This window comes from Pseudomonas sp. RL_105y_Pfl2_101 (genome assembly GCF_963970585.1).
GTDB lineage: Bacteria > Pseudomonadota > Gammaproteobacteria > Pseudomonadales > Pseudomonadaceae > Aquipseudomonas.
This window is the reverse complement of sequence record NZ_CAXAPG010000003.1, coordinates 1-26,973: the sequence shown is the minus strand read 5'-3', so window position 1 is coordinate 26,973 and position 26,973 is coordinate 1. Positions and strand designations below refer to the sequence as shown.

The 26,973-nt window shown below is 60.7% G+C and carries 23 protein-coding genes; 8 read left to right on the top strand and 15 right to left on the bottom strand.

What is annotated here, in order from left to right; translation table 11 throughout:
- Positions 1-3: 3 nt before the first annotated feature.
- From AACY31_RS04845 to AACY31_RS04830, 4 genes are all read right to left on the bottom strand, one after another.
- Positions 4-981: an ABC transporter permease gene (locus AACY31_RS04845; protein ID WP_339483227.1), complete on the bottom strand. Its 978-nt coding sequence runs from the start codon at positions 979-981 to the stop codon at positions 4-6.
- Positions 978-2,531, bottom strand: a complete 1,554-nt coding sequence (locus AACY31_RS04840) for a sugar ABC transporter ATP-binding protein (RefSeq protein ID WP_339483229.1) — start codon at positions 2,529-2,531, stop codon at positions 978-980. Before AACY31_RS04840 ends, AACY31_RS04845 begins: the two co-directional genes overlap by 4 nt.
- Positions 2,532-2,588: 57 nt before the next feature.
- Positions 2,589-3,545: a sugar ABC transporter substrate-binding protein gene (locus tag AACY31_RS04835; RefSeq protein ID WP_339483231.1), complete on the bottom strand. Its 957-nt coding sequence runs from the start codon at positions 3,543-3,545 to the stop codon at positions 2,589-2,591.
- Between the two features lie 133 nt (positions 3,546-3,678).
- Positions 3,679-4,119, bottom strand: a complete 441-nt coding sequence (locus AACY31_RS04830; protein WP_339483233.1) for a hypothetical protein — start codon at positions 4,117-4,119, stop codon at positions 3,679-3,681.
- Between the two features lie 218 nt (positions 4,120-4,337).
- Here AACY31_RS04830 and AACY31_RS04825 point away from each other — a divergent pair, with 218 nt between their 5' ends.
- Positions 4,338-4,616 (top strand): DUF1654 domain-containing protein, encoded by a 279-nt coding sequence (locus tag AACY31_RS04825; RefSeq protein ID WP_079304573.1) that lies wholly within the window; start codon positions 4,338-4,340, stop codon positions 4,614-4,616.
- Positions 4,617-4,621: 5 nt separating this feature from the next.
- A complete protein-coding gene (locus AACY31_RS04820; RefSeq protein WP_339483236.1) occupies positions 4,622-5,311 on the top strand; it encodes an endonuclease I family protein in 690 nt (229 codons plus the stop codon).
- Between the two features lie 136 nt (positions 5,312-5,447).
- On the opposite strand, the gene AACY31_RS04815 is transcribed toward AACY31_RS04820, so the two are convergent.
- On the bottom strand, positions 5,448-5,813 hold the full coding sequence (locus AACY31_RS04815; protein WP_339483237.1) for an SPOR domain-containing protein: 366 nt from the start codon (positions 5,811-5,813) through the stop codon (positions 5,448-5,450).
- Between the two features lie 247 nt (positions 5,814-6,060).
- On the opposite strand from AACY31_RS04815, the gene csrA reads away from it, so the two are divergent.
- Positions 6,061-6,255 carry a carbon storage regulator CsrA gene (csrA, locus tag AACY31_RS04810; protein WP_003179932.1) on the top strand — a complete coding sequence of 65 codons (195 nt, stop codon included), beginning with the start codon at positions 6,061-6,063 and terminating at the stop codon, positions 6,253-6,255.
- 190 nt (positions 6,256-6,445) lie between these two features.
- Here csrA and AACY31_RS04805 read toward each other — a convergent pair whose 3' ends face one another.
- The 3 genes from AACY31_RS04805 to AACY31_RS04795 form a co-directional block, all read right to left on the bottom strand.
- Positions 6,446-6,901: a DUF2214 family protein gene (locus AACY31_RS04805; protein WP_339483240.1), complete on the bottom strand. Its 456-nt coding sequence runs from the start codon at positions 6,899-6,901 to the stop codon at positions 6,446-6,448.
- A 195-nt stretch (positions 6,902-7,096) separates the two neighbouring features.
- Positions 7,097-8,479, bottom strand: a complete 1,383-nt coding sequence (gene cysS / locus AACY31_RS04800; protein WP_339503929.1) for a cysteine--tRNA ligase — start codon at positions 8,477-8,479, stop codon at positions 7,097-7,099.
- Between the two features lie 21 nt (positions 8,480-8,500).
- Complete coding sequence (locus tag AACY31_RS04795; protein ID WP_339483243.1) at positions 8,501-10,198, bottom strand: glutamine--tRNA ligase/YqeY domain fusion protein; 1,698 nt, start codon at positions 10,196-10,198, stop codon at positions 8,501-8,503.
- 251 nt (positions 10,199-10,449) lie between these two features.
- On the opposite strand from AACY31_RS04795, the gene AACY31_RS04790 reads away from it, so the two are divergent.
- On the top strand, positions 10,450-10,953 hold the full coding sequence (locus tag AACY31_RS04790) for a peptidylprolyl isomerase (protein WP_339492847.1): 504 nt from the start codon (positions 10,450-10,452) through the stop codon (positions 10,951-10,953).
- Positions 10,950-11,699 carry a UDP-2,3-diacylglucosamine diphosphatase gene (gene lpxH / locus AACY31_RS04785; RefSeq protein WP_339483245.1) on the top strand — a complete coding sequence of 250 codons (750 nt, stop codon included), beginning with the start codon at positions 10,950-10,952 and terminating at the stop codon, positions 11,697-11,699. Before AACY31_RS04790 ends, lpxH begins: the two co-directional genes overlap by 4 nt.
- A 96-nt stretch (positions 11,700-11,795) precedes the next feature.
- On the opposite strand, the gene AACY31_RS04780 is transcribed toward lpxH, so the two are convergent.
- The 7 genes from AACY31_RS04780 to AACY31_RS04750 form a co-directional block, all read right to left on the bottom strand.
- Positions 11,796-13,325 (bottom strand): DHA2 family efflux MFS transporter permease subunit, encoded by a 1,530-nt coding sequence (locus AACY31_RS04780; protein ID WP_339483247.1) that lies wholly within the window; start codon positions 13,323-13,325, stop codon positions 11,796-11,798.
- A 209-nt stretch (positions 13,326-13,534) separates the two neighbouring features.
- A complete protein-coding gene (locus AACY31_RS04775) occupies positions 13,535-14,731 on the bottom strand; it encodes an HlyD family efflux transporter periplasmic adaptor subunit (protein WP_339503927.1) in 1,197 nt (398 codons plus the stop codon).
- A gap of 15 nt (positions 14,732-14,746) precedes the next feature.
- Complete coding sequence (locus tag AACY31_RS04770; RefSeq protein ID WP_339483250.1) at positions 14,747-16,216, bottom strand: efflux transporter outer membrane subunit; 1,470 nt, start codon at positions 16,214-16,216, stop codon at positions 14,747-14,749.
- Entirely contained in the window at positions 16,213-16,686 is a 474-nt protein-coding gene (locus AACY31_RS04765) for a MarR family winged helix-turn-helix transcriptional regulator (protein WP_339483251.1), read from the bottom strand. Before AACY31_RS04765 ends, AACY31_RS04770 begins: the two co-directional genes overlap by 4 nt.
- A gap of 239 nt (positions 16,687-16,925) precedes the next feature.
- Positions 16,926-20,612: a translocation/assembly module TamB domain-containing protein gene (locus AACY31_RS04760; protein ID WP_339483252.1), complete on the bottom strand. Its 3,687-nt coding sequence runs from the start codon at positions 20,610-20,612 to the stop codon at positions 16,926-16,928.
- On the bottom strand, positions 20,609-22,336 hold the full coding sequence (locus AACY31_RS04755) for an autotransporter assembly complex protein TamA (protein ID WP_339483253.1): 1,728 nt from the start codon (positions 22,334-22,336) through the stop codon (positions 20,609-20,611). The genes AACY31_RS04760 and AACY31_RS04755 overlap by 4 nt, the downstream gene beginning before the upstream one ends.
- A gap of 65 nt (positions 22,337-22,401) precedes the next feature.
- Positions 22,402-23,058 (bottom strand): GNAT family N-acetyltransferase, encoded by a 657-nt coding sequence (locus AACY31_RS04750; protein WP_339483254.1) that lies wholly within the window; start codon positions 23,056-23,058, stop codon positions 22,402-22,404.
- 252 nt (positions 23,059-23,310) lie between these two features.
- Here AACY31_RS04750 and xthA point away from each other — a divergent pair, with 252 nt between their 5' ends.
- From xthA to AACY31_RS04735, 3 genes are all read left to right on the top strand, one after another.
- Entirely contained in the window at positions 23,311-24,123 is an 813-nt protein-coding gene (gene xthA / locus AACY31_RS04745) for an exodeoxyribonuclease III (protein ID WP_339483255.1), read from the top strand.
- Between the two features lie 131 nt (positions 24,124-24,254).
- Positions 24,255-25,589 carry a phosphate ABC transporter substrate-binding/OmpA family protein gene (locus AACY31_RS04740; protein WP_339483256.1) on the top strand — a complete coding sequence of 445 codons (1,335 nt, stop codon included), beginning with the start codon at positions 24,255-24,257 and terminating at the stop codon, positions 25,587-25,589.
- 191 nt (positions 25,590-25,780) lie between these two features.
- Positions 25,781-26,311, top strand: a complete 531-nt coding sequence (locus AACY31_RS04735) for an RHS repeat-associated core domain-containing protein (RefSeq protein ID WP_339503924.1) — start codon at positions 25,781-25,783, stop codon at positions 26,309-26,311.
- Positions 26,312-26,973 lie beyond the last annotated feature (662 nt).

The window sequence follows — 26,973 nt, the reverse complement described above, 5'->3', positions numbered from 1 at the left end:
GGTTCAAGCCCGCCGACTGGCGCGCTGGCTGCGATAGGTATCGAGCACGACCGCCACCACAATCACCGCACCGGTAATAATGCGCTTGGTCGGCTCAGTGGCGCCGATTTGCGCCAGGCCCGCCGCCAGCACGGAGATGATCAATACGCCAAAGAAGGTGCTGATGACTGAACCGCGCCCACCCATCAGGCTGGTGCCGCCGATGACCACGGCAGCGATGACCTGCAGTTCGAGCCCTGAACCAGCGTTCGGATCCGCCGCCTCCAGGCGCGAAATCTGGAACAGCGCGGCCACACCGGCCAGCAAGCCCATCAGGCTGAACACCAGGATCTTGTAGGGCTTTGGATTGATACCGGCCAGACGCACGGCTTCTTCATTGGTACCGATGCCGATCAGGTAACGACCGAACACGGTACGGGTCAGCACCGCCTGGGCAATGAAGATCACCAGCAAGGCGATGATGAACGAAGGTGAGATACCAAAGGCGATGGGGTTGGACAGCCAGGCGAACGAATCGCCGATGTAAGCCGTCCGGGAGCCGGTCATTTGGTACGCCAGGCCCCGAGCCATCTCCAGCACGCCGAGGGAGACGATGAACGATGGAATCCGCCACGCCACGGTGATCGAACCGGTGACCGTACCCGCCAGCGCCGCCACGGCCATGCCGAGCAAGGCCGATGGCCAGACGCTCCAGCCCCAGCCGAGCACGGCCACGCTGACCGTCGATGCGGCAAGCGCCAGCACCGATCCCACCGACAGGTCGATACCGCCGATGATCAGGATGAACGTCATGCCGACCGCCAGCACCATGAGGTCTGGAATCTGGTTGGCCAAGGTGCTGAACGTGTTATAGGACAGGAAATGGCTGCTCAGGGCCGAGAACAGCGCGACCATGGCCAGTAGCGCGCCGGCCAGGCCCAGGTAGGTCCCGAGACCATAGAAGTTGCCACTCGATTTGCCGACGGCAGATGCGGTTTTCATGAAAGATCCCTAGGCGCTGCTTCATTGAGCAACGCATCACGTTTCTGGTAGCCGGCGAATGCGGCGGCAAGCAAGTCATCCTGGGTCCAGCTGTCGCGCTCGAAGGTGTCGATCAGGCGTCCGGCAGACAGCACGCCGATCCGGTCACAAATCAGCATCAGCTCCCGCAGGTCACTGGACACCACGACCAGCGCCTTGCCCTGGCGAGTCAGCTCGCCGAGCAGCGCATAAATGTCGAATTTGGCGCCGACGTCGATACCACGGGTCGGCTCGTCGAACAACATGACCGCGCAATCACGTTCGAGCCAACGACCGATCACGACTTTCTGCTGGTTGCCGCCCGACAGCTCGGACACCAACTGGGTCGGGCTGGAACTGCGGATGCGCATGGCATCGACCTGCCGCCGTGCCAAGGCCAGTTCAGCATCGCCATCGACCAGGCCAGCACTGGAAATCTCCGGCATGTTGCCCAGGGCAATGTTGGCGGCGATGGACTGGGTCAGCAGCAGGCCTTCGCCCTTACGGTCTTCGGTGATCAACGCAATACCATGGGTCACCGCATCCGACGGGGAGCGAATGCTCACGACCTGGGCCGGCGAACCCAGCGCCACCGTGCCACTGTCAGCGGTATCGGCACCGAAGATCAGTCGCAACAACTCGGTCCGCCCTGCCCCGATCAGGCCGGAGATACCGAAGATCTCGCCACTGCGCACTTCGAAGGACACGTCGCGGACCTTGTCAGAGCGCGTCAGGCCTTTAACGGTCAACGCCGGCGCGCCGATCTGGCGTGGACCAAGGTCGATATGCTCGCCCAGCTCCCGACCCACCATCAGGGTCACCAGTTGCTCGCTGTTGTAGTTGGCCATCGGCTCGACGCAGACCAGGTTGCCATCACGCAGCACGGCAATGCGCTGGGCGACCCGCGCCAGTTCTTCGAGGCGATGGGAAATGTAGATGATCGACACACCGCGAGCCTGCAAGCGAGTGATCTGTTCAAAGAGCATCTCGACTTCGCGGGCCGTCAGCATGGCCGTCGGCTCATCGAGAATCAGCACATGGCAATCGCCGATCAGGTTGCGGGCGATCTCGACCATTTGCTGGTGACCGATCCCCAGCTCACCGACCAACGTGTCGGGATCGATTGCATCGAGCCCCACCTGGGCCATGGCCTCGATGGCCGCCTTGCGCAATTGCTTGCGGCTGATCCAGCCGCCGTGGCTGGGCAGGTTATCGAGAAACAGGTTTTCGGCCACGGAAAGGGTCGGCAGCAGGTTGAGTTCCTGCATCACCATGCGCACACCCAGCTCTTCAGCTTGGGTCCGGCTGCCAGGGCGATAATCCTGACCTTGAAATTGCATCTTCCCGGTCGTCGGCGTCACCAACCCACCGATGATCTTGGACAAGGTGCTTTTGCCAGCGCCATTTTCACCGGTCAGCGCCAGCACCTCGCCGCGCAGCAACGTCAGGTCGATGCCGGTCAGTACCGGCTGGGCATAGGTCTTGCCGATGCCGCTGACAGAAAGGACAGCGTTCGGGTCGCAAACGGACATAAAAAACTCTCCATGCGCTCGCCCGGATGGGCGAGCACCGTTGTGTCGCCAGGATAACTACTTGGTCACCAGCTCGACCGGAGTTTCGATAACGCCGTTGGTACCGCTGTCGACACTGTCACCCTTGAGCATTTTCAGCGCTGTCTCGATGCCGAACACGGCCTGCTTGGCGGCGAACTGATCGGCCGTCGCCAGGATACGACCGTCCTTGAGCATCGGCTTGATGGCATTGATGTTGTCGTAGCCGACCACCTGCACCTTGCCCGCCTTGCCCGCCGCGCGCACGGCCGATACAGCGCCGAGCGCCATGTTGTCGTTACCGGCCAGCAGGGCCTTGATGTTCGGGTACTCGCTGAGCATCGACGCGGCAACCTGGTTGCCCTTGTTGATCTCCCAGTCGCCCGATTGCAGGGAAACGACCTTGATCTGCGCCGCTTCCATCGCATCCTTGAAGCCTGCGGTGCGTGCCTGGGCATTGGTGGTGGTGGACACGCCTTCGATGATGCCGACTTCGTCACCGGCCTTGAGCTGCCTGGCCAGGTACTCGCCCACCAGGCGCGCCCCTTTACGGTTGTCCGGGCCTACGAACGGCACGTTGATGCTCTTGCTTTTGACGACGGCTGGATCGAGCTGGTTATCGATGTTGATCACCGTGATGCCAGCGTCGACGGCTTTTTTGATCACCGGCACCATGGCCTTGGAATCCGCTGGCGCGATGATCAGCGCATCGACTTTGGACACGATCATCTGCTCGACGATGCGGATCTGGCTCGCGGTGTCGGTTTCATCCTTGATCCCGTTGGAGATCAGATCGAAATCGGCGGAGTGTTCCTTCTGATACGTCTTGGCGCCGTCTTCCATGGTCAGGAAGAACTCGTTGGCCAGGGATTTCATGACCAGCGCGACCTTGGTTTTTTCTGCGACTTGGGCGAATGCCGAGGAGATAGGCAGCGCAGCGGATGCGGCCGCGAGCATAGCAACAGCGAGAAGGCGTCCAGCGAATGGCAACTTCATGGGTTCACTCCGATCTTATGATTATTGTCAGCAAATCAATGCACGGAACGCCGCGCAAACGTTTGCGTGAAGTGAACTATGGTAAGGCTTCGGGGATTTGTCAACGTTGCGGTTTCATCCGCAACCTCGCCGCTCAGGCCGTTGTATTGACCACCGTACCCGAACTGGCGCCCTTTGCCAGCTCCGTGACCAAATGGCCGGTGACCTCCAGCAACGCGCCACTGGTGTCGGCGACCTGTCCCTGGATCGCCATGACCGCCGAGGTCTTGGCTTCCGGGGTTGGATAAGCCCCCGCCTGCGCAGCGGCCAGTTGTTGTTGCTGCTCCCTGAGCTGTTGCTGAAGCTCCTGCATCCGCTTGAGCAATACCTGGACGGCAATGCTCTGAGTGCTGCCGCTCTCTTGCGCCTGATCGATCGCGTTCGCGCCCGTACGGACCTTGCCGGGCGTTTGTGTCTCGCCCAAGGCCTCATCGGCGGCCTCGGCAGTCGCCTCGTTCAAGGCCTTCAGGGTAGCTGTGGACTGACCGCCGATGGTCAAGACCGCCGCATTGGGGAAACCGACAGAAAACGACATGACAAAACTCCATAGATGGGACTCCTACGCAGGACATCGCCCGCCGAGGCCATTTCTTTAGCGCTCGCGCAAATCCGCCACAGGCCGGAGCGATTGATCCACCTGTTTATACCAGCCAATAAAAAATTCCTTTCTTCTACACCAAAACGAAAAAAGTGCTGTCAGACGATTTTCTTGAATTTTAAGTAGTTGCGTAAACGCCTACGGTTAAATACTGTATGCACGTACAGCTTAATAAGGATAATCCTGTGGCCACGCCCTCCGCTGCAACTACCCCCTTAGATTCCTATACACGACTCGGCCTGCGGGTCTCGAAAATCATCAACGCCCCCACCGCGCAAAAAGCCAAGGCAGCCCTGATCTTCCGTCTTCCCGACGAGCCGGTGGATGAATGGGAGCGCCTGCTGGAAGAAATCGACGAGAACGACAACGTGACCCTCGCCTATCGCGACGATGGTGGCGTGCAGGTTTTCTGGGTTGTGCCGAAGGAAGATTGAGCCTGATGAGTGTTCGCTGTTTAGCTTTTTTGCTTGTGTTTATCGCCATGGGCGCACAGGCCGGTGCGCCGCGCACCTTCAACGAAGCCAAGAAGGTCGCCTGGAAACTCTACGCGCCGCAATCCACCGAGTTCTACTGCGGCTGCAAATACACCGGCAATCGCGTGAACCTGGCCGCCTGCGGGTATGTACCGCGCAAGAATGCCAGGCGCGCCGCTCGCATCGAGTGGGAGCATATTGTTCCGGCGTGGCAGATCGGCCATCAGCGTCAATGCTGGCAACAAGGGGGTCGCAAGAACTGCACCCGCCATGACCCGGTCTATCAACGGGCCGAGGCCGACCTGCACAACCTGGTGCCGAGCATCGGGGAAGTGAACGGTGATCGCAGCAATTTCAGTTTCGGCTGGTTGCCGGTGCAGAAGGGCCAGTACGGCTCATGCCTGACCCAAGTGGACTTCAAGGCCAAGAAGGTCATGCCCCGTCCTTCTATCCGGGGCATGATCGCCCGGACCTATTTCTACATGAGCAAGCAGTATGGCCTGCGCCTCTCGAAACAGGACCGGCGCTTGTATGATGCCTGGGACAAGACCTACCCGGTAAAAAGCTGGGAGCGTCAGCGCAACCAGCGCGTGGCGTGCGTCATGGGCCGTGGGAACGAGTTCGTGGGGCCGGTAAATTTGAAGGCCTGCGGCTGACGAGGCATTTGCGAACAGCACAAATCAATTGTGGGAGCGAGCCCGCTCGCGACAGCGAACTTGCAATCAATATTTGCATTGACTGATACACCGCTATCGCGAGCAGGCTCGCTCCCACAGTTTTTGTTCTGCCCGATTACTGGGCCGTCGGGTAATCCACCACCAACGTCTCGATGTTGCGTTTTTTCGCCCGGACCAGGGCAGCCGTCACCTGTTCCTGCTTGGCGTCGGCCTCAGCCTTGGAACTGAAAGGACCGACCAGGACGCGCGCCTTGCCGTTTTCCCGCACCACGTTCGACATGAAGCTGTGTTCGATGAGCCACCCGGTCAGGTCGCTGACCGCCTGCGGCGTCTCGCCGCGAACCTCGACGGCCCACTGCGGTGCGGCAGCGGCAGCCGGTGCGGAGGTCGCTACAGGCTTGGGCTTCGGTGCTTCAATGTCACGTCCCTCACCGCATCCTGCCAGCACCAATACCGCAATAACCCAAGCCAATTTGCGCACAACGTTTCCCCCGGAAGACATGAGGCACGGATTTTAGCACCCGCGCCCCTCAAGATCGCCGCAAACAGTGCTCAAAACACGAGAATCCTGCCCAACGTCTCTGTATAGTCGCACCCTGGGAATTAATGCTGCATCTGCACGTCAGAAAGAGGCACCCACATTGTGACACTTAGCACTAATCTATAAGCAGTACCGACATCTGCACTGTCTGAATCAGGTGCCCTATAAAGCAATCAAGGAGAACACCATGCTGATACTCACCCGCAAAGTCGGTGAAAGCATAAACATTGGTGACGACATCACGATCACCATTCTGGGCGTTAGCGGCCAACAGGTCCGGATCGGCATCAACGCCCCGAAAAACGTTGCGGTGCATCGCGAAGAGATTTACCAGCGTATTCAGGCGGGCCTCACTGCCCCCGACAAGCCGCAAACTCCCTGAGCCTTGCTGCGGTCCGTAGCCAGCCCGTTTGCATCACCGCAATGGCTGGCTAAAGATTCTGGTCGACCGCACCTCTCCCTGCCTCCCACTTTTTTCGTCCAGCCCGTCGAACCGATACTAATGACATGGCGCTTAGCATGGCTGTCAGACGTTTCGTTTTAATGATGACGAAGCGGACGTTCGCGGCCGGTCAAGCCAGGCTCACACCGCGCGCCATGCCTGTGGCGGCGACCATCATCAAGATCAGCAGCAAGGCTTCGATGTGGCTGATCCGTGCAAACCGGCCGGCTTTCGAAGAATCGATCACAGCCCCTTTGCCCAGCAACATCCGCCATTTGATCAGGGCGATCATTGGCGCGATCTCAAGCAACAGGATCAGCAGAAGCAAAGTCATCTTCAGGTGGAACAGCGGTTGGTGCAGGTAATACTCCGTGCCTTTTTCGTACCCGCCAAACGCCCGCATCCCACCGGTCACCAATAACACCAGCGCCGACATCCCCCATAGGCTGTCAGCAATCAAGACACCCCGAACCGCATCCACACCGCTCGCCAGGCGTCGCAACGCCGTGCCGCGCGTCAGCACCGCCCAGAACCCGAGGGCGAAGGCCAGCAGATGAATTGCCGCAAGCGACCAATGAGCCAACATGGAAGAACCCCTGTCAGAGAGAACGTCGAATCGACCTGACAGTACTAGCTCATAAAACAATGATTGCCAGGCTGGCCACAAAAAAATGTGGGAGTGAGCCTGCTCGTGATAGCGGTGCATTAGTCGACAAAAATGTTGTCTGACACTCCGCTATCGCGAGCAGGCTCGCTCCCACAGTGGGTACTGCGCAAGGACTTAGTCCGCCAGACGCCAGGTCGTGCCGCCCTTCCCATCTTCCAGCACCACGCCCATGGCGGTGAGCTGATCGCGGATCCGGTCGGATTCGGCCCAATCCTTGTTGGCGCGCGCAGCCAAGCGCGACTGGATCAACGCCTCGACCTCGGCGGCGTCCACGCGACCTTCGGCACCGGCCTGCAGGAAGTCATCGGCTTCAAGCTGCAACACACCCAGCACGCTGGCCAGTTCTTTCAGGCGGGCCGCCAGGCCGGCTGCGGCATTGAGATCGCTCTCACGCAGGCGGTTGATCTCACGCACCATCTCGAACAGCACCGCGCACGCTTCCGGCGTGCCGAAGTCGTCGTTCATCACTTCGGTGAAACGTGCCACGAACGCTTCGCCACCGGCAGGCGGCACGCTCGGCAGGCCCTTCAACGCGTGATAGAAACGCTCCAGGGCACCCTTGGCGTCCTTGAGGTTGTCTTCCGAGTAGTTGATGGCGCTGCGGTAGTGGCTCGACACCAGCAGGTAACGCACGACTTCCGGGTGGTACTTGTCGAGCACGTCGCGGATGGTGAAGAAGTTGTTCAAGGACTTGGACATCTTCTCGCCATTGATCCGGATCATGCCGCAATGCATCCACGTGTTGGCGTAGGTCTTGCCGCTGGCCGCTTCGCTCTGGGCGATTTCGTTTTCGTGGTGCGGAAATTCCAGGTCGCTGCCGCCGCCATGAATGTCGAAAGTCTCGCCGAGGCAGCAGGTGGACATCACCGAGCACTCGATGTGCCAGCCCGGACGTCCGGCGCCCCATGGCGATGCCCAGCTCGGCTCGCCCGGCTTGGCGCCCTTCCATAGCACGAAGTCCAGCGGGTCTTCTTTCGACTCGTCGACTTCGATACGCGCGCCGATGCGCAGGTCTTCGATCTTTTTGCGCGACAGCTTGCCGTAACCCAGGAACTTGGCGACGCGGTAGTACACGTCGCCATTGCCCGGGGCGTAGGCGTAGCCCTTGTCGATCAAGGTCTGGATCATCGCCAGCATGCCCGGGATGTGGTCCGTGGCACGGGGTTCCAGGTCCGGCTTGAGGATATTGAGACGCGCCTCGTCCTCGTGCATGGCCTTGATCATGCGCTCGGTCAGCGCATCGTAAGGCTCGCCGTTTTCGCGGGCACGGTTGATGATTTTGTCTTCGATGTCGGTGATGTTGCGCACGTAGGTCAGGTCATAACCGCTGAACCGCAGCCAGCGGGTCACCAGGTCGAAGGCGACCATGCTGCGACCATGACCGATGTGGCAGTAGTCGTACACGGTCATGCCGCAGACGTACATGCGGACCTTGTTGCCATCCAACGGCTTGAAGACTTCCTTGCTCTTGGTGAGCGTGTTGTAGATCGTAAGCACAGGGTTTCCCTTAAGACTTGATCACTGACCCCAGGAATCGCGCAAGGTCACGGTACGGTTGAATACCGGAGCACCGGGTTTCGAGTCCTTGATATCCGCGCAGAAGTAGCCTTCGCGCTCGAACTGGAAACGGTCTTCCGGCTGTGCGTTGCCCAGCGAAGGCTCGGCACGACAACCCGTGAGTACTTGCAGGGAGTCAGGGTTGATGTTGTCCAGGAAACTGGCGCCGTCCTCGGCCTTTTCCGGGTTCGGCGAACGGAACAGGCGATCGTACAGGCGCACTTCGCACTCGACGCTGGCGGCCGCTGGCACCCAGTGGATCACGCCCTTGACCTTGCGACCTTCCGGGTTCTTGCCCAGGGTGTCGGGATCGTACGAGCAACGCAGTTCAACGATGTTTCCGTCGGCGTCCTTGATGGCTTCGTCGGCGCGGATCACGTAGCTGCCACGCAGACGCACTTCGCCGGCAGGCTCCAGGCGCTTGTAGCCTTTTGGCGGCTCTTCCATGAAGTCTTCACGGTCGATGTAGAGTTCCCGGGCGAACGGCAGGACGCGCACGCCCATGTCTTCTTTCGGGTGGCGCGCCAACTCGAGGTTCTCGACCTGACCTTCCGGATAATTGGTGATGACCACTTTCAGCGGACGCAGCACGCACATGGCGCGCGGGGCGCTGTGGTCGAGATCGTCACGAATGCTGAATTCCAGCATGCCGAAGTCCACCACGCCGTCGGAACGGTTGGTGCCGACCATTTCGCAGAAATTGCGGATCGACTTGGGTGTGTAGCCGCGACGACGGAAGCCCGACAGCGTCGACATGCGCGGGTCATCCCAGCCGTGGACGTGCTTCTCGTCCACCAGTTGCTTGAGCTTGCGCTTGCTGGTGATGGTGTAGTTCAGGTTCAGGCGGCTGAATTCGTACTGACGCGGAGTGGCCGGCACCGGCAGGTGCTCGAGAAACCACTCGTACAACGGACGATGGCTTTCGAACTCCAGGGTGCAGATCGAATGAGTGATGCCTTCGATGGCGTCCGACTGGCCGTGGGTGAAGTCATAGTTGGGGTAGATGCACCATTTGTCGCCAGTCTGGTGGTGATGGGCGTGGCGGATGCGGTACATGATCGGGTCGCGCAGGTTCATGTTCGGCGACGCCATGTCGATCTTGGCGCGCAGCACCCGAGCACCATCCGGAAACTCACCGGCGCGCATGCGGGCGAACAGGTCCAGGTTCTCTTCCACGCTGCGGTCACGGAATGGGCTGTTCTTGCCCGGCTCGGTCAGGCTGCCACGGTATTCCTTGGCCTGCTCGGGGGTCAGGTCGCACACGTAGGCGTTGCCCGCCTTGATCAGTTCCACTGCCCAGTCGTGCAATTGGTCGAAATATTGCGAGGCGTAGCGCACTTCACCGGACCATTGGAAACCCAGCCACTTGATGTCGCTTTCGATCGCGTCGATGTATTCCTGGTCTTCCTTGGCCGGGTTGGTGTCGTCGAAACGCAGGTGCGTGACGCCGCCGAACGCCTGGGCCAGGCCGAAATTCACGCAGATCGACTTGGCGTGGCCGATGTGCAGGTAGCCGTTGGGCTCTGGCGGGAAGCGAGTGACGATCTGTGTGTGCTTACCCGAGTCCAGGTCCGCCTGGATGATCGGGCGCAGGAAATTGACCGGCACGGCCGGGCCGGTCTTGGAATTCGAGGTAGGGTCGACAGTGGGCTTGCTCATAGGATCCTTGGACATACAAGTGCGCGGCCAGGTGCGGCCTGATAAATCAAAGCCCGTATCATAGCCGATGCTGTCAAGCCGCTGACAGGCCAGGCCGGCAAACGATTGAATTTAATCGACGGCCAGATGAAAAACAGCCTCGAAATTCGTGCCCGGCACGCTAAACTGCCCAGCCTGGTCGATTACAGCCAGACCGGTTGCGGGCAGTGAAGCCCCCGAAACCCACGAATTCCTTGAAAGAGTACCCATACATGAGCAAAGTCAAACTGACCACCAACCACGGTGACATCGTTCTGGAGCTGAACGCCGAGAAAGCGCCGCTGACCGTGGCCAACTTCATCGAATACGTCAACGCCGGCCACTACGAAAACACCGTGTTCCACCGCGTCATCGGCAACTTCATGATCCAGGGCGGCGGTTTCGAGCCAGGCATGAAGGAAAAGAAAGACAAGCGCCCAAGCATCCAGAACGAGGCCGACAACGGCCTGCCGAACAAAAAGTACAGCGTTGCCATGGCCCGTACCATGGAGCCGCATTCGGCCTCCGCACAGTTCTTCATCAACGTGGCGGACAACAGCTTCCTGAACCACAGCGGCAAGACCACCCAGGGCTGGGGCTATGCCGTGTTCGGTGAAGTGATCGAAGGCACCGACGTGGTCGACAAGATCAAAGGCGTTTCCACCACGTCCAAAGCCGGCCACCAGGACGTCCCGGCAGAAGACGTGATCATCGAGAAAGCCGAGATCATTGAGTGATATTGCTGATTTCAGACTTGCATCTGGAAGAGGAGCGCCCGGACATCACCCGGGCGTTTCTGGATTTACTCGCCACACGCGCCCGCTCGGCGCAAGCGTTGTACATTCTGGGCGACTTTTTCGAAGCCTGGATCGGCGACGATGCCATGACGCCGTTCCAGCGTTCCATCTGCCAGGCCCTGCGCGAATTGAGCGACAGCGGCACGGCCATCTTCCTGATGCACGGCAATCGCGACTTCATGCTGGGGCAGGCCTTTTGCAAAGCGGCCGGCTGCACCCTGCTCAAAGACCCGAGTGTCGTGCAGTTCAACGGTGAGCCGGTGCTGCTGATGCACGGCGACAGCCTCTGCACCCGCGACGAAGGCTACATGAAGCTGCGGCGCTGGCTGCGCAACCCGGTCACGCTGTTCGTCCTGCGGCACCTGCCGCTGGGCAGTCGCCAGAAACTGGCGCGCAAACTGCGCAGCGAAAGCCGCACGCAGACACGCATGAAAGCCAATGACATCGTCGACGTCACGCCCGAAGAGATCCCGCGGATCATGCAGCAATACGGCGTGAAGACCTTGATCCACGGCCACACCCATCGTCCCGCCATCCACAAGTTGCAACTGGACGAACACGCCGCCCGGCGCATTGTGTTGGGGGATTGGGACAAACAGGGCTGGGCGTTGCAGGTGGACGAACAGGGGTTTGCGTTGGCGCCGTTTGGGTTTGGTAATGCGCAGTTGGCGTTGCCAAGCACTTAGAGACCCCACAGCCGCGGTGGAAGCGGGCTTTTGTGGGAGCCAAGCTCGGCTCCCACAAAAGCTCGCTCCCACAGTGGACTGCCTTCCACTTCTGAATCAATGCCCCGCCGATGCCGGCCCAGCCTTCGCCGCAAACGGCGGCTTCGCCAGCCACACCAGCACGATCAACCCCACGAACGCCCACCCCAGCAGCGTGAAGTAATCCACGGTGGAGAGCATGTACGCCTGGCTGTTGAGGACCTGCTCAAGCCGGGCATAGCCCGGGGCACTCGCGCCACCGAGTTGGTTGAGCGCTTCGCGGGTGGCCGGTTCGAAGGTGCTGATGCTTTCGCTCAAGTAGGCATGATGCTGGTCGGCCCGGCGGATCCAGATCCAGGTGGTCAGGGACGCGGCAAAGCTGCCGCCCAAGGTCCGCAGGAATGTCGCCAGCCCCGCGCCGTCGGCAATCTGATGCGGCGGCAGATCTGACATCAGGATGCTCAGGGTCGGCATGAAGAACAGCGCCACGCCAATGCCCATGAACAACTGCACCATCGCAATGTGCTGGAAATCCACTTCGTGGGTGAACCCGGCGCGCATGAAGCAGCTCAGGCCCATGGCCAGGAACGCCAGCCCGGCCAACACACGCAGGTCGAACCGGTGGGCGTACTTGCCGACGAAGGGCGACATCAGCACCGGCAGGATGCCGATGGGCGCCACCGCCAGCCCGGCCCAGGTGGCGGTGTAGCCCATCTGGGTCTGCAACCACTGTGGCAGGATCAGGTTGATGCCGAAAAACCCGGCGTAGCCCCCCACCAGCACAATGGTACCGATGCGAAAGTTGCGATAGGCGAACAGGCGGAGATTGACCACCGGGTGACGGTCGGTCATTTCCCAGATCACGAACACCGCCAGAGCAATGATCGAAATCAGCGCACCGATGATGATGAAATTCGATTCGAACCAGTCCAGGTCGTTGCCTTTGTCGAGGATCACCTGGAGCGCGCCGACGCCGATGATCAGCGTGATCAACCCCACGTAATCCATCGGTTGATGGCTGGTGACCACCGGCCGCGCCTTGAGCTGTTGTTGCACCACGAGCGCCGCGAAGACGCCGATGGGCACGTTGATGAAGAAGATCCACGGCCAACTGTAGCTGTCGGTGATCCAGCCGCCCAGGATCGGCCCGGCAATCGGCGCCACCACCGTGACCATCGCCAGCAACGCCAGGGCCATGCCGCGCCTGGCCGGCGGGTATACGGCAATCAGCAAGGTCTGGGTCATCGGGTACAACGGCCCGGCCACCAGCCCCTGGAGTATGCGAAAGCCAATCAGCTCCGGCATTGAGGTGGAAATACCACACAAGAACGACGCAAGCACGAACAGCATCGTTGCCCACAAAAACAGCTTCACCTCGCCAAACCGCCGGCTCAGCCAGCCGGTGAGCGGCAAGGCGATGGCGTTGCTCACCGCGAACGAGGTGATCACCCAAGTGCCCTGCTCCGAGCTGACGCCCAGGTTGCCGGAGATGGTCGGCAAGGCGACATTGGCAATGGTGGTATCGAGCACTTGCATGAACGTCGCCAGCGACAGCCCGATGGTGCTGAGCAACAGGCTGGGCGGCGTGAAAGACGCGTTATTGCTCATTGCGAAATCCTATGAAGCGAAGGTAGCGAAATCCCTTGGGACAAGACCCAACTCCTGTGGGAGCAAGGTTGTGTGGGAGCAAAGCTTGCTCGCGAAACAGCCAACTCGATTTCTGAAAGTCCGCATCGTTTGTGTCGCGAGCAAGCTTTACTTCCACACAGCCGACAGCCGTGCTCGCACAGACTTCAGAGGTTGGCCTGCAATTGCGATCAGCGCTGCGCGGTCTTGCTCGCCACGGCACTGTTGTCATGGATCAGACGAGCGATCATCGCGTCGGCATCGGCCAACTGCCGATCGTAGACCTGGGTGCTGAACGAGGCTTTCTGCGGTGGCTGCTGGGCCAGTACCGGGCCGCTCTGATCGTGCAGGTCGACGCTGACCAGGGTCGACAGGCCGATCCGCAGCGGATGCTTGGCCAGCTCTTGGGCATTGATGTGAATACGCACCGGCACCCGCTGGACGATTTTGATCCAGTTACCGGTGGCGTTCTGCGCCGGGAGCAAGGCAAAGGCGCTGCCGGTCCCAGCGCCGAGGCTGTCGATGGTGCCGCTGTACTTCACCTCGCTGCCGTACAGGTCGGCTTCGATGTCCACCGGCTGACCGATGCGCATGTCGCGCAGCTGGGTTTCCTTGAAGTTGGCGTCGATCCACAGCTGATCCAGCGGGATCACCGCCATCAACGCCGTGCCCGGCTGCACCCGTTGGCCCAGTTGCACGGTGCGCTTGGCGACATAGCCGGTGACTGGTGCGATCAAGGTACTGCGGGCGTTGGCCAGGAAGGCCTGGCGCAGTTGCGCAGCGGCGGATTGCACGTCGGGATGGGATGACACCACGGTATCGTCCACCAAGGCGCTGGTGGTCTTGAGCTGTTGCCGGGCATTGGCCAAGGCGTTCTGCGCCGAAGCCAGGTCATCCCGAGCGTGAGACAGTTCCTCCTTGGAAATCGCCCCGCCGGCCGCCAGGCTCTTGCGCCGACTGTAGTTCTCCTGGGCCTTCTGCACCTCGGCCTCTTGCGCATTGACCTGCGCCCGCATGCCATCGACGTTGCTGTACAAACCACGCACCTGGCGAACGGTCCGGGCCAGGTTGGCCTGGGCACTTTGCAGCCCGACTTCGGCGTCGTTCGGGTCGAACTGCACCAGCATCTGGCCTTCACGCACCAGGTCGCCGTCGTCGGCCCCGATGCTCACCACGGTGCCGGTGACCAGCGGCGTGATTTCCACCACGTTGCCGCTCACATAGGCATCGTCGGTGCTTTCGCTCCAGCGACCATACAGTTCGTGCCAGGCCCAGACGCCCAGGCCCGAAAGAATGACCAGCAGCGTCAGTGTCAGCAGCATGACCTTGCGCTTGCGTGGGTTGCTGTCTTGCGCATGTTCGGATTGAGTCGTTTCGGCAGTCGCCATGACAAGTACCTCGAATCAGTTATTTGGCGTGGTAGAGGCCGGGGTGGCCGTCGCCAGGGTCTGGGCTTCGAAACCACCGCCCAGGGCCTGCATCAGTTGGATCGACAAATCGATCTGGTCGGCATTCAGGTTCGCCAGTTGGCGCTGGGCCTGTAGCAATTGCTGCTCGATGCTCAGCACGTCCAGGTAATTACCGATGCCCGAGCCGTAGCGCTGGACCACCGTGTCGTAGGAGCTCTGTGCGATATCAGTGGCATGTTGCTGGGCGCCGATCTGGCGAGCGATGTCACGCAATTGGTTAATGGTGTCGCTGACATCCCCAAGGGCCGAGACCAGGCGCTTGTTGTATTGCGCCACCGCCAGGTCGTAACCGGCGTCCCGGGCATCCAGGTCCGCCCGCAAGCGCCCGCCATCGAAGATTGGCAGCGACACCGTCGGCCCCACATTGAAGAAACGGCTGGCCGAACCGAACATCGCATCGCCCAGCAATGACCGGGTTCCGGCGGCTGCGCTCAAGTTGAGATTGGGGTAGAAGTTGGTCTTGCCGGCCTCGATGTTCTTGCTCGCCGCCTCGACCCGCCAGCGTGCCGCGACCAGATCCGGACGCCGCCCCAGCAACTCGGCCGGCAAGTTCGACGGCAAGGCGACCGCACTGGCTTGCAGCACGTTGGGTCGGGCGATTTCATTGCCGCGGTCCGGGCCTTTACCCAGCAGCACCGCCAGGGCGATCTTGGCGCTTTGCAGGCGTTTCTCTGCGTCGATCAGGGTTGCATCGGCGCTGGCTTCCAGGCTTTCGGTCTGCTGGAACTGATATTCGCTGTCGATCCCGGCGGTGAGGCGGCGCTTGCCCAGGTCGAGCATCTGCCGGGTGCGCTTGAGGTCCTCGGAGGCCAGGTCATAAATAATGTGGGCCTGGCCCAGGTCGCTGTAGGCCCGGGCCACGTCGGCGGCCAGGGTGAGTTGCGCGGCCTGGCGATCGATCTCGGCGGCGCGGGCCTGGCCCAGGGCTGCTTCCCAAGCTGCACGCTGGCCGCCCCAGAGGTCGAAGTTGTAATTGAAGTCCACACCTAACGTGCGCAGGGTACTGTACGCCCCGCCCTGCCCTTGCGGATCCTGGTCACGGGACAGGCGCGAACGGCTGGCGCCGCCGCTGGCATTCAGGGTCGGCAGACGCGTCGCGTTGGCGGCATAGGCGGCGGCACTGGCCTGATGCACCCGGGCGCTGGCGATCTGCATGTCCGGGCTATCGCGCAAGGCTTCACGGATCAGGCCATCGAGTTGCGGGTCACCGAGGCTCTTCCACCAATCGCTTTTCGGCCACGCTGCCAGCGACAGCGTAACGCCGTTCAGGGATTGCCCGGCCTTGAGGTTCTGAGCCTCCAGGCCGACGCCTTCGGTCTTCAGGCCGCTGTAGCTGGCACAGCCCGTCAGACTCATGGCCAAGACCACCAGGCTTAATCGGGTCCGCAAGGTGTCACGCTTCATTTTTCCCCCATTCGCGACACGGTGATGGGGTCACCGGCGGCGAGCAGAATTTTCTTGAGGATCTGTTCGAGGGTTTGCAACTCCTCGGGGCTGATGGCGCTGGCCAACTGGTTCATGGCCTCGGCACCAATGAACGGCAGGCGATCGGCGAGGGCCTGACCGGCTTCGGTCAGCACCAGGCGCACTTGTCGGCGGTCCTGGGCGGAGCGCTCACGGGCCAGGAAACCTTTCTGCTCCAGGCGATCGAGCATCCGCGTCATCGAGCCGCTGTCCAGGGATAAGTAACGACACAGCTCGGCCGGCGTCTCGATGCCGTAGTGGGTCATGATGATCAACACCTTGAACTGCGCGGCGGTGATGCCAACGGGTTCCATGTGGGTGTCGATGATCCGGTCCTTGAGCAGCGCGGTACGACCGAGCAGCATGCCGAGATGGCAATTGTGAAAGTTGTCTGGGGTGAAATGCTTCATCTGACCACCGTTTGCTGCCTAGGCAGTGAATGTATGTCGAGATATTACTGCTTAGGCAGCAAATGTCAACCATATAGGTAGCTTGCTATGTAAAAGCAACCGAAGCGCAGATAAACCTGAGGGACAAATGTGGGAGCTCGCTCCCGCAATGGGATCTGCATTGCGCCGCGATTTATAGGCAACCTGAAGAACCTGTGGGAGCCGAGCTTGCTCGCTCCCACAGGGGATTTGGGGGAAGGTTAAAAATCGCGCTTGTAGAAGATATCCAACGAGCTGGCGACGCCGCTCGCGGCTTCGAGGTAGACCCTCTTGCTGAGCTTGTAGCGCAGGGCGATGGTGTTGGCCGGTTCGAACACGCCAACGCCATAGCGCAGGCTGAGTTTTTCCGACAGGTTGCCGCTGGCGACCACGCTGGTGGCATTGCCGCTGCCCTGGGTGTCGAGCTGGAAATCCTCGATCCCCAGGTTATTGGCCAGGCTGGTGGTCACGCCCGAGCTGCCCATCAAACCCAAGCCCAATGCCGCCTGGGCGAGCATGTTGTTGTCCTCGCCGGTAGTGCTCAGTGGCCGGCCCAGCACCAGATAGGACAACGCCTGCTCCTGACTCATGGCCGGTTCCGAGAAAATTTTCGTGGTCGGCTGCTCGGCGCTGCCGCTCAGGCGGATACCGGCGATCACGTCGTCGGTCCGGCGGATCGCCTCGATGTCCAGGTAGGGCTGGTCGATGGGCCCGGCGAACAGCAGCCGCGCCCGCCGCACCGTCAGCCGTTGCCCGTAGGCCCGATAACGACCGTCGTTGAGCCAGAGCTCGCCGCGGGTGTCCATGTTGTCGCCGATGTGAACCTGGCCCTGCACGTTGGCCGTCAGGCCGAAACCCGAGAACGCGAGTTTTTCCTGGCCGACGATCACGTCGATGTCCATTGCCATGGCCAGCGGCGCCTTACCCTCTTCGGTCTGCTGGCCGACGATCACCGCGTCATCCGAGACCTTGACCGTGGACGGCGGCAGTTCGCGGATGGTGATTTCACCTTTAGGCACCAGGACCTTGCCGGCAATGGAAAGCTGCTCACCGTGCATCGTGATGTTGAGGTCCGGCGCCACGTCGAGCACCGCGTAAGGCTCGACAGTGACCGGCAGTTGGGAGCCCTTGAGCGCCAGGTTCAGGGTCAAGGTCTCACCCCAACCAACCGTGCCACTCAAGCGGCCCTGCCCGCTCTTGCCACTTTTCCAGTCGCCGTCGAGCCGTATCGTTTCGCCGGCAATCATCGCCCGCACCTGCAAGGCTTCAAGGCTGACCGGCAGCTCCGGCCCGGAGACTTCGCCGTCGCTGAGCACCAGGTTGCCGTTGACCTGAGGCGCGAGCAAACCACCGGACAAGGTCCCGCTGCCGTTCAGGTGACCGGTGAGGGTCTCCACCATCGGCACAAAGGGTCGGGCCACGGACAGGTCCAGGCCGCTCAGGCGGAATGAACCGCTCAAGGGTTTACTGGCCAGCAGCGGGTTGATCTGCGCCTGCAGCATCAGTTCGCCGAGCCGGTCGCCGACGAAGTTCAGGTCGGTATTGATGCGCTTGGGGGTCAGGCGACTGTTGAGCGTCAGGGTCTGGTAGGGGAAATCCAGCCATTGCGCCTTATCGCCCTCCTTGTCCCGAATCCGTAAAGTACCGTCGCTGGCGTCCACCCGGATCCGGCCATTCGGGCCGCTGGCCGGCAGGTCCAGTTGCAGGTCCGCGTTGAGTCGGCCCTGCCAGGCAAAATCCCTGGGCATCCACTGGGCCAGGCTTTCGATAGGGAATTGCTTGAGGTGATAGCGCAGCTTCGGCGCCGGCATCAGCCGCTGGTCTTCACCGCACAGGCTGGCATCAAGGGAACGCCAGCAATGAGCACCGACGTTGAGCGTACCATCGGCCAGGCGCTCCAGCTTCGCCGGGGCTTGCAGGCGCCAGGCTAGACCGCCGGCCTGCACGTTGCCGCTGGCCAGGCGCCCGCGCCAATTGCCCTGGTCGAGCGCGCCAGCGAGGGCCAGGGTTGCGTCGAGCTGCGGCCCTTGCAGGTCCAGGTTGAGCTTCTGCTGTTTGATATCGCCCTGTCCGCTGACCGTCAGCACACCCAGTGACGTTTCGCCGACGCGGATGCCGCTGGCCTTGAGGTCAAGCTTGCCGCGCTGGGCGCTGTCGAGAGTCGCGTCCAGGTTCAGACTTTGCAGGCGGTTGTCCTGGAAGGCCAGTTGCGTGCCTTGCAGGCCGAGCTTGCCTTGGGGAGACTTGAGCGTACCGGCCACGTCGACACGGCCGACGACTTGGCCGCGCAATTGCGGCCAGAGCTGAGCCAGGCGTGAGAGCTTGATGTCGATCTGGCCGGTCAGTTTCTCTTGCAGGCTGGCACTGCCGTTGATGCGGTTATCCCCCAGGCGAATATCCAGCGCGCTGAGCCTCCACTGCTCGCCTGCGCCGCTGGCCTTGGCCTGGAACACCGCTGGCTGGCCACGCAGTTTGCCCTTGAGGTCCAGCTCCGCGTCGAGATCGAGGCGCTCGTTCTTCATCATTCCTTTGCTGCGCAACGGCCCGGCCAGGGTTCCGGGCAGTTCGCCAAGCCAGTACGCCGGGTTGATGGCCGACAGGTGCAGCGCCGTGTCCCAGGCAATGCCATCGGCAAATTGCAGGTTCAAGTGCCCTTCGGCCTTGCCCTGCCCCGCCACGAGCTTGAGCTGCGGCAAATGGATTTGCGTCAGGTCGCCGCTGAACGGGCTGCCCAGGCTGAAGGCTCCGGCGGGTCCGTCCAGCGCAGCCTGGAAGTTGCCCAGGTATTGGCCATCGGTATAAGAGACTTCGCCGTCGAAGCTGCGCAGCGTCACCTGTGGCTCGTCGATCAGCGGATAGAGGCGATGCCAGGGGAAATCCAGCCAGGCGACGTTCGCCTCGGCGCGCAGGCCTTCGCGCCAGTCCATTTGCCCGCTGAGCTTCAGGCTTTGCTGATCGCCGGCATCAAGATCCAGGCCAGCGATCTGCGCGCCATTGGCGTCCACCGTGCCTTGCAGCAACAACGCCACTGGCCCTTTTTCGGCGGGCAGCGTCGCCCTGCCGAGCAGTTGATAGCCGTTTTTCAGATCGCCTTCGCCGGTCAATTCCAGTTGATTGAGCAACAACGTGTCTGGCAGATCGGCACTGGCCTTGAAGCCGTCGGCGGTGATGCGCACCTTGGCGGGCAGGTTGTCCGCCAACGGTTGCAGTTCTCCGCTCAACTGGCCTTGCAGGTAACCGCTGCTGTCGGCCTTGAGGTTGAGGGTCTTGAGCAGGTTGCCGTCGACTTTCAGGTCCAGGGCCCAGGGCGTGGCGCCCGGTGCCGGCAAGGTCAACCGGCCCTGCGCGTTCAACGGCCAATCGCCGCCCGGCTTGAGCAGGCCGGAGAGTTTCAGGCTCAGCTCGTCGCGCTGCAAATGCACCGAATCGATCTGCATGCCCTCGGCGGTCCAATGGGCAACCAATTGCAGGCCCTTGAGCTGCTCGCTGCCGTTGAACGACAGGCTGCCGACCTGCACATCGCCCAGTTCGATGGCGAGTGGCAAATCCAGGTCCGGCAAGCTGATCGGGCCGCTGCTCGGCTCATCGGCAGAGGCTGGCAATTGCAAGGCTACCTGGTCAGCCTTGAGCTGTTCGATGCACAGGGTCATGCGTGCCAGGCACAGCGGCGACCAGGCGAATATCAGCCGATCCACCGCCACCCGACTGGCGTCCTGCTGCCACAGTACGTGATCGGCGGTCCACTGCCCGCCCAGCCGGCCCTGGAAATTCTCCACGGTCAGCCCCGGCACCAGGCCGAGGGCCCAGCGGCTGCCAAATGCGCTGCCCAGCACGACACTCAAGGCCAGCACGAGCGCCACCAGCACCCCGGCGAGCGCCAGCAGCGTTACCTTCAAACCACGCGTCACAGCTCAGGCCCCATGGAAAAGTGCAATCGGATGCCGCCGTCGTCGTCCATCGCATGGGCCAGGTCGAGGCGGATCGGGCCCACCGGCGAAACCCAGCGCACACCGAGGCCCACGCCAGTCTTGAGGCTCGGCAGTTCGAGGCTGTTAAACGAGTTGCCCTGGTCGATGAACGTCGCCACCCGCCATTTTTCCGCGATTGAATATTGATACTCGAGGCTGCCGGCGACCATGTAACGACCACCGATACGGTCGCCCTCGGCGTTTTCCGGCGACAGGCTCTGGTAGTCGTAACCGCGCACGCTCTGGTCGCCACCGGCAAAAAAGCGCAGGGACGGCGGGATGGATTTGTAGCCATTGGTGGCGCTGCCGCCGATCTGCGCCCGCGCCAGCAAGCGATGCTTGTCGAACACCGTGGTCAGGCCCTTGACCATGGCGGTGCCGTATAAAAGATTGTTGTCCGAGCCCAGCCCCTCCTTGGCGACCTTGGTGTCGAACTGCAAACGGTAGCCGTTGTGCGGATCGATGCGGTTGTCGCTGCGCAGGTAGGAATAACTCACGCCCGGCATCAGCAGCGTGCTCAGGCCCGCATCGTCGCCGAGACGGTACTCCTCGTGCTGCCATTTAAGCGTCACCACCCGCTGCCAGCCGCTGGGCAACTTGCTGTGCCATTCCGGCCCTAGGGTGAGCAGTTTGCTGAGGCTGTCAGTGCCGGCCAGTTCTTCATATTGATAACCGCCGGCGTAGCGCATCTTGTCGGTCAGCGGCGGGTCCAGGGGCACGTCGTACCACAGGCCGACGTTCTGCCGGGGCGCCGACACTTCTGCTTCCCAGCCATAGCTGTGGCCCTGGGGGTTGACCCAGTGGCGCGTCCAGTTGGCTTTGGCCCTGGGCCCGACGTCGGTGGAAAACCCCAGGCCCAGGCCCATGGTGCGCGGCTTGCGCGTGTCGAGCTTGACCGCCACCGGGATCACGTTATCGGTGGCAGCGGTGGGCGCGGCATCCACGCGCACGCCTTCGAAATAACCGCTCGATTGCAGGGCCTGGTTGAGCTCTGCGATGAGCTCGGAGTCGTACGCCGTGCCGGCCTTGAACGGCACCATGCGCTGCAGCAACTCTTCGTCGAACGGCGTGTCGCCCTCAAAACTCACCGGGCCCAAGGCATAGCGCGGACCGCTGTCGTAAATCAGCTCGATATCGGCGATACCCGCCTGGGGGTCCACCAAGAGTTTCTGTCGAGTGAAGCGCCCGCTGAAAAAACCATAGCGCGAGGCCTGGTTCTGGATGATTCGCTTGGCGTCTTCGTAACGGCCATGGTTGAGCACCGCGCCGGGCTTGAGGGCGGCGTTGCTGGGTACGCGAAAGGCTTTGAGCGACGCCGCCGCGCCATCGATGCGCACGGTGACGTTGCGCAAATGCACAGGTTCGCCGGGGTCGATGGTCAGCACCAGGCGTGGGTCCTTGCCGCCCTTGACCTCACTGTCGATCTGCGGCTGGTAGTAGCCCAGCGCCTGGGCGGCCTTGCGCGCCTGCTCCTCGGCGCCACGGCTGAAACGCAGCAAGGCATCCTCGTCACGATCACCCACGCCGCCGATATAACCTTCTACGTTGGCCTTGAGTTCATCGTTGGACGGCTTGACCCGTACTTCCAATTCGCTGTTTGCCAGTGCCGCGCAGCTGAGGGACAGCAGGAGCGCGCCACTGGTCATTCTTCCTGGGAGGTTCATGGCGCGGATGCTATCACGAGCGTAGGTGCTTGATAGAGCCGGGCATTTCGCAAAAGTTCGTCCGACTATGCCGTTGTGCTTTGCAGAACCTGCGGGTTGGCGTGGAAGAACACATGCTCGCGGATCGGTCCTACCGCCACTTCACCGATTTCCTCGTAACCCTGGCGTTTATAAAACTCAAGATAACGCGGGTTGCCAGTGTCCAGTACCACGCCCTGGGAATGCTCGTCCACCGCACACCAGTTATGCACCGCCCCAAGCAACTGTTCGCCGAAATGCTTGCCCTGAAACTGTGGGTGCACTCCCAGCAGCGGCAATACATGGACAGCATCCGACGGCAGGCAGGCCAGCACCGCCGCGTGGTACTCCAGGTAGCGCCGGGTGCAACGAAAACCAGTGCTCAAGACCATGCGCAGGCGCCAGGCCCAGCTTTCGGTGATGCCCAGGCGCCGCTGCGGCGGGGCGATCAGGGCGATGCCGATCAGGCGATCATTGACCAGCAAACCGATGGCCGGCAAATCCTGGAGAAAATGCTGCTTGACCAGCTCACGCACCGTGGCTCGTACCCGCTGTTCATAACCGGGACGCTCGGATTCGAACAGGTAGCTGAAAGTCGACTCGTGGCGATAGGCCTGGTACAGCAACGAACGGGCTTCACGGGAATAACCACTGTCGAGCATATGGATATCGGCGATGACGGTAGCGGTGGCGGTTTCAGGCATGGCGTTGGATCTCCTGGGGGCGAGGCTTGGCAATGAGCCCTGCAGGAGCTGCCGAGTGCAACGAGGCTGCGATCTTTCCACGGGCGCTTGAATCAGCGAAAGATCAAAAGATCGCAGGCTTCGCCAGCTCCTACAAAGCCGAACGGGGAAATCCCCTCGCCACAGGACATTAGCAGCGCATTTGTCCTACTGCCACGCTGGCCCCCTTCCCACATGTCAGATAGCATCGCAGTTTTGCCAGGACAGCCGACCATGAAGATCGTCTCCTTCAACATCAACGGGCTGCGCGCTCGCCCCCATCAGTTGGCGGCGCTGATCGAGAAGCACCAGCCGGATGTGATCGGGTTGCAAGAAACCAAGGTCCACGATGAACAATTCCCCCTGGCCGAGGTGCAGGCCCTGGGTTATCACGTGCACTACCATGGACAGAAAGGCCACTACGGTGTCGCCCTGCTCTCGCGCCAGGCACCGCTGAGCCTGCACAAAGGTTTCGAGGGCGACGAAGAGGACGCCCAGCGGCGCTTCATCTGGGGCACCTTCGCCGATGCCAACGGCGTGCCGGTGACCATCATGAACGGTTATTTCCCACAAGGTGAAAGCCGCGACCATCCAACCAAATTCCCGGCCAAGGAGCGTTTCTACAGCGATTTGCAGCAACTGCTGGAAAGCCGCTTCAGCAACGACCAGCCGGTGGTGGTGATGGGCGACGTGAATATCTCCCCGGAAGACAGCGACATCGGCATCGGCCCGGACAACATGAAGCGCTGGCTGAAAACCGGCAAATGCAGCTTCCTGCCGGAAGAACGCGAATGGATGGCGCGCCTGAAGAACTGGGGCCTGGTGGACAGCTTCCGTCACCTGAACCCGGACGTCACCGACCGCTTCAGCTGGTTCGACTACCGCAGCCGTGGTTTCGAGGATGAACCCAAGCGCGGCCTGCGCATCGACCTGATCCTCACCTCCCATGGCCTGCTGCCACGGGTCAAGGACGCTGGCGTGGACTACGAACTGCGGGGCATGGAAAAACCGTCGGACCATGCACCGATCTGGTTGCAGTTGAGCTAAATCCTAGGTATCCACATACCCCCAGCGGAAGATTTGCGGTGAGTCGGGCTGACAGGTAGCAACCCTGTCACCTTTCAGTAACCTGACTGACTTAATCTTCCGGCACTTCCTCGGGTTCAGAAGGTGCCGGCATGCGGCTGCGCGTTGTTTTTCTCATCGGCCTCTGGCTGCCGTTCATGGCATCGGCCGGTAATTTGCCCATTCCCGAACAGGGCCCGGCCCTGCGCCTCCAAGGCTCCAACACCATCGGTGCGGCGCTCGGTCCGGCCCTGGTCAGGGGCTTGATGGAGGATCAGGGGCTGCTCAGGGTCAGCAGCGAAATCACCGGTCGCGACAACGAGCAGCGCATCGTCGGCCAGACCGTCGACGGCCGGCGGGTAGAAGTGGACATCGCGGCTCACGGCTCCAGCACCGGTTTCGCCGCCCTCAAGCTGAGCAACGCCGACCTGGCCGCCTCTTCGCGACCGATCAAGGACAGCGAGCTGAAGGAACTGTCGTCCCTGGGCGACCTGAAAAATCCCACCGCCGAGCAGGTCATCGCCATTGATGGCCTGGCGATCATCCTCCATCCACACAACCCACTGCGTCAGCTCGATACCGTACAACTGGCGCGGATATTCAGTGGCGAGGCGAAAACCTGGGAAGCCGTGGGCGGCGTCGGTGGGCCGATTCATCTGTATGCCCGGGATGAACAGTCCGGCACCTACGATACCTTCAAGGAACTGGTCCTCGGCCGACAGGGAAAACGGCTGAATCCTTCAGCCCGGCGCTTCGAATCCAGCGAACAGTTGTCCGACGCTGTCAGCCAGGACCCGCAGGGCATCGGTTTCATCGGTTTGCCCTATGTGCGCCAAGCCAAGGCACTGGCGATTGTCGACGGAGATTCGCAACCCATGTTGCCGTTGAACAACCTGATCGCCACCGAGGATTACCCCTTGTCCCGGCGCCTGTTCTTTTATTTGCCCCCTCTGGCAACCAACCCGTGGGCCGAGGCACTGGTGGCGTTCACCCAAAGCGAGCAGGGCCAGACCATCGTCGCGGCCAATGGGTTCATCGCCCAGACCGTCCAGGCCATGGCCGTCACGCCGAATACCTTGATGCCCGAGGGTTACCAGGCCCTGAGCCGCCACGCCCAACGCTTGAGCGTGAACTTCCGCTTCGAAGAAGGCAGCGCCAGCCTGGACAACAAGGCCCATCAAGACCTGGGCCGCGTGCTCGACTATATAAAGCAGCATGGCAAAACCGATCGACGCGTGACACTGGTGGGGTTTGGCGACGCGAAGGACGACCCGGCGCGGGCCGACCTTCTGTCCAAGCTGCGGGCCATGGCGGTGCGGCGTGAACTGGTCAAATACGGTGTGGCACTGCGAGAGGTACGAGGGTTCGGTGCATTGATGCCGGTGGCGGCCAACAGCGAGGATGAAGGCCGAGTCAAGAATCGGCGGGTGGAGGTTTGGGTTTACTGAATACCCGCTGAACACAACGAAATCGAGTAGCCCGCTTGGCTTCGTCTGAATCACTAACAGTTCTGATAGTAGCCAATCGTTAAAAAACGCAGACGCTAGAACTGATTTCATCCTTGAGTAGACGGCCAATGCCTACCCCACCTCATACAAACGTTTTATGCCGATATCATTACGACCCTTTGGATAGGTTAGTGAAATGCGAGTCTTATGAAGACACTGGCACTCTACGCTTTTATCAGAAAAACAAACTAACTACTGAAACTAAAACAACCGGGCACGCCAGCATTTTCCAGCACGGCAACCGCCTGCTGGCGATGCTTCAGCGCGAAGGCCAAAGCATCAACACCCGATTATTGACCACCGATGAGCAACGATCACTATTTAATACTATCGATGCGGGTTCGTTTCAGTCACTTGCCTATACGCCCTATGGCTACCTTTCGTTGGAAAGGCGTCTGATGAAGATGCTCGGGTTCAAGGGTGAACGGCCGGATCCAGTGACCGGGCATTATTTATTAGGTAATGGCTATCGAGCGTTCAACCCTATATTGATGCGTTTCAACAGCCCCGATAGTTGGAGCCCCTTCGGCAAGGGAGGTATAAATGCTTATACGGCTTTTGACGGTGATCCTGTAAATAAAAATGACCCAAACGGCCATCTTTCTTTTTACTCCGCGGTTAAAACCCTGATCACTAAAATAAACGTTATAAAAACATGGTAACAAGCAACAACTGCCACCTTAGAAAAAATGCCTGACGTTCCACTCAGAAAAATAGTTGGTTTTCTGGAAGGTGACGATCTCGTGGCGCTAACATTGTCATCCCAAACGATGCGTTCAAAAGTAACTAGAAACGTGACACCTTTACCCGTAATAGAAAACAATCTCCAGCTAACAACAGCCGACTACCTGAGTTCGTTACGAGCAATATCTTTAGGAAAAAAGCAGGGTTTTCTCCCCTCTCAGATCAACAACAATAAAGAACACCTCTCAATAACGCATTCAATTCCAACAGACGATCTGGAACCGGGACGAAGCTATCTTCAGAAACAATATTCCGATGCCTTCGATCGTAGGCAGTTCAAGCGACTTGAGCGCGAACAGCAACGGATTAGACAGGAGCAAAAGGAACGTCTAAGAACTGCCTACGGTGACGATTGGCATAGCGATACTAGTTACGATAGTGATTAAGAGACGCTCGCAGGCCCGGCAGCCTCCTCATATGGTTTGCGACTGTTTCGCAGCCGAACGGGAGCAAGCTCTCATCAAACAAAATCCATCCCCTTGTTCTTTAAGCTTTTTTAAGCCGCAACCAATCGGACACCCAGCTTTGTAGCCTTGCGCTGCAAAGCTCTAAGCTGACGATCACGGCTTTTAGCCTCGTA